The sequence below is a fragment of the Rugamonas violacea genome (genome assembly GCF_016461825.1).
In the GTDB taxonomy this organism is placed as follows: Bacteria; Pseudomonadota; Gammaproteobacteria; order Burkholderiales; family Burkholderiaceae_D; genus Rugamonas.
Genome location: NZ_JAEMNU010000123.1, coordinates 289,245 through 292,743, shown reverse-complemented (window position 1 = coordinate 292,743; position 3,499 = coordinate 289,245). Strand labels below are relative to the sequence as shown.

3 protein-coding genes are annotated in these 3,499 nt (G+C 67.4%); all 3 read left to right on the top strand.

Annotated elements, in window-relative coordinates:
- A partial coding sequence (locus tag H7U20_RS23550; RefSeq protein WP_370593231.1) for a DUF2946 family protein occupies positions 1-237 on the top strand: 237 nt, incomplete at its 5' end.
- A gap of 129 nt (positions 238-366) precedes the next feature.
- Positions 367-810, top strand: a complete 444-nt coding sequence (locus tag H7U20_RS23545) for a copper chaperone PCu(A)C (protein ID WP_199761547.1) — start codon at positions 367-369, stop codon at positions 808-810.
- A gap of 330 nt (positions 811-1,140) precedes the next feature.
- Complete coding sequence (locus tag H7U20_RS23540) at positions 1,141-3,426, top strand: TonB-dependent receptor (RefSeq protein ID WP_199761546.1); 2,286 nt, start codon at positions 1,141-1,143, stop codon at positions 3,424-3,426.
- The last annotated feature ends 73 nt before the right edge of the window (positions 3,427-3,499 follow it).

The window sequence follows — 3,499 nt, the reverse complement described above, 5'->3', positions numbered from 1 at the left end:
ACCACGCTGGCGCAGCCGCCGGCCGCCGGCAAGGCGCCGCAAAAGCAGCGCGTCATCGGGATGGACGATTGCGGCTACTGCGTCACGCACGCCGGCAGCTTCGGCCTGCCGCCCGCCGACGCCGTCAGCGCCGGCCTGTTCGACCTTGCGCGCCTTCAACCGCTGCTGTTCTACCGTTCGCCGTCGCCCTTGACGGCGTGGTCGGCCGGCCGTCCGCGCGGCCCGCCCGCGGTCTGATATTTCCCCTCCGTTCGAGCATTGTTTTCCGGCGCCAGACGCCTGGACCTTGCCGCCCTTGGCGGCTATCGCGCGCGCCGCCGCCCATGGAATGCGGCCGGCGCCGCACCATCAAATATCGGAAATATCATGAACAAGCAATTCTTCGCCCTGCTGCTGTCGATGGCGGTTTCTTCCTGCGCGCTGGCCCAGGTCAGCGTCAGCCAGCCTTGGATACGCGCCAGCGTGCCGGCCGCCAAGGCCACCGGCGCCTTCATGTTGCTCAAGTCGAGCCGCGACGCGCGCCTGGTCGAGGTCCGCACCGCCGTGGCCGACGCCGAAATCCATGAGATGCTGATGGATGGCCAGATGATGAGGATGCATCAGATCGCCGGCCTCGACCTGCCGGCCGGCCAGGAAGTCAAGCTCGCCTCCGGTGGCTACCACATCATGCTGATGAACCTGAAACGCCAGATGAAGGAAGGCGAGACGGTGCCGATGACCCTGGTGATCCAGTACAAGGACAAGAAGACCGAGTCGATCGCCGTTGACGTGCCGATCAAGGCCTTGACCCACAGCGCGGCCGGCCACTAAGCCGCCGCCACAGCCGTCAGCGTTGCTTGAACGGTCGCCCCCGCGCAGGCGGGAGGGCGGCGGTTCGCGCGCGCCTCAAGGGCACTTCGACCAACCGATCCGTCGTTCCCGCGCAGGCGGGAACTCATGCACTGCATGAGTTCCCCCCATGCACCGCATGAGTTCCCCCCATGCACCGCATGAGTTCCCCCCGCGCGGCGGTCCGCCGCTACGGAACGACGGGGTTGTAGAGATGCCCGTCAATCGGATACACATCATGAGCAAGCGGCCCGGCCGGCGTTGCCGACGCGCGCCCGTGGCTGCCATGAATCAGCACTGAGAGAAAAGATCATGTCCACCCCCTTCAATTACAAACCGCTGGCGCTGATGCTGGCGCTGATCGGCACCAGCACCTATGCCGCCGCCGACCACGCCGGCCAGACCATGGCCGCCGTGCTGGTCAACGGCGGGCGTCCCAGCTCGCTGCCGACGCAGATCCCGACCACCATCGAAGGCATCAGCGGCGCCCAGATCGAAGACCGCATCAACGCCACCGACGCCGAAGACGCGCTGAAGTACTTCCCCAGCCTGAACATCCGCAAGCGCTACATCGGCGACTACGACCATGCCGTGCTGGCCAGCCGCGCCAGCGGCACCGGCAACAGCGCGCGCTCGCTGGTGTACGCCGACGGCATCCTGTTGTCCAACCTGCTCGGCAACGGCGCCACCTACACGCCGCGCTGGGGCCTGGTGACGCCGGAGGAAATCGAGCGCGTCGACGTGCTGTACGGGCCGTTCTCGGCCGCCTATCCGGGCAACGCCGTCGGCGCCGTGGTCGACTACCAGACGCGCATGCCCGGCAAGCTGGAAGCGCACGTCAAGCTGTCCGGTTTCGGCCAGCAGTACAAACAGTACGGCAGCGACGACAGCTTCCGTGGCAAGCAGGGCAGCGCCTCCATCGGCGACCGCGCCGGCGCCTGGTCGTGGTGGCTGGATCTGTCCCGCCTCGACAACAACGGCCAGCCCATCGCCTTCGCCAACAAGCTGCTCGGCAAGGGCGCGACCGGCACGGACGGCGTGGCGGTGACCGGCGCGCGGGCCGACCGCAATCCGCTGGGGCAGGAGTGGTGGATACTCGGCGCGACCAACCAGATCCACACGGTGCAGGATCACGCCAAGGTCAAGCTGGCCTATGACGTGACGCCGACGCTGCGCGCCAGTTACACGCTGGGCTGGTGGAAGAACGATGTGGAGCGCAAGTCGACCTCGTATCTGCGCGACGGCGCCGGCAATACCGTCTACAAGGGCCTGGTCAATATCGGCGGCAAGAGCTTCGCGCTGCTGCCGTCGGATTTCGCACCCAGCGTCGGCGGACTGGAACACCTGATGCACGGCCTGTCCCTGAAGAGCAACAGCAAGGGCGTGTTCGACTGGGAGCTGGCCTACAGCCGCTACGATTACGTCAGCGACCTGGTCCGCACGCCGACCGACGCCGTGCCCGACCCGCGCAGCAACGGCGCCGGCATCGGCACCGATCTGGGTGGCAGCGGCTGGAACACGCTGACCTTGAAGGGCATCTGGCGGCCGGGCGGCATGGCCGGCGGCCACATCGTCGACTTCGGCCTGCAGCGCGACAGCGCCCAGTTGCGCACCCATGTGTTCAGCAGCGGCGACTGGCTGCACGCCGGCGACGGCAAGCTGATGTCCGACTTCAACGGCGACACGCGGCTGGAAAGCCTGTACGCCCAGGACGCCTGGCGTATCGACCCGCAGTGGAAGGCGACCCTGGGCGCCCGCCTGGAACGCTGGCAAGCGTTCGACGGCGTGCTCGCCAAGGTGGCCGGCAAGCCCGTGCCGTTCGGCACGCGCAGCGAAACCAGCTGGTCGCCCAAGGCGGCGCTGGCCTTCCGCGCCAACCAGGAGTGGACCTTGAAGGCCTCGACCGGACGCGCGGTGCGCAATCCGACGGCGGCCGAGTTGTTCCAGGGCGCGCTCGATGCCGACAACCAGATCGTCAACAGCAATCCGAACCTGCGCGCCGAACGCTCGTGGACCAGCGAGTTGAGCGCCGAGCGGATGCTGGCCAATTCCAGCCTGCGCGTCACGCTGTTCCACGAGGACACCCGCGATGCGCTGTACTCGCAGCCGCTGAACGGATCGCCGACGGTCAACACGATACAGAATGTCGGCCGCATCCGCACCAGCGGGCTGGAGTTGTCGCACCAGGCCGACGAGGTGCTGCTGCACGGCCTCTCGCTCAGCGACAGCCTGACCTACGCCGACTCCAAGATCGTCAGCAACGACGCGCTGCCGGCCAGCGTGGGCAAGCTGCAGCCACGCGTGCCGGCCTGGCGCGCCACCTTCCTCGCCTCCTACCATGTCGGCGACAAGTGGAGCACCAGCTTCGGCGCGCGCTACAGCGGCAAGCAGTACGGCACGCTGGACAACAGCGATCCGAACGGCTCGACCTACACGGGCGTGTCGCGCTACTTCGTCACCGATGTGCGGGTGCGCTACCGGGTCGACAATCACTGGACGGCGTCGGTCGGTATCGACAACCTCAACAACGCCAAGTACTGGGCCTATCATCCCTACACCCAGCGCACGCTGTTGGCCGAGTTGAAGTACGACTTGTAACGCGCTTCAGGGCGCCGGCGATGCTTGCTTACCCCGACGGCGAAGAGCCGGGGGGGGGGGGGGGGGGGGGGGG

What these genes read in the sequence shown, in the direction of transcription:
- H7U20_RS23545 (WP_199761547.1), top strand. Translation starts at nt 367, where the DNA reads ATGAACAAGCAATTCTTCGCCCTGCTGCTGTCGATGGCGGTTTCTTCC.
- H7U20_RS23540 (WP_199761546.1), top strand. Translation starts at nt 1,141, where the DNA reads ATGTCCACCCCCTTCAATTACAAACCGCTGGCGCTGATGCTGGCGCTG.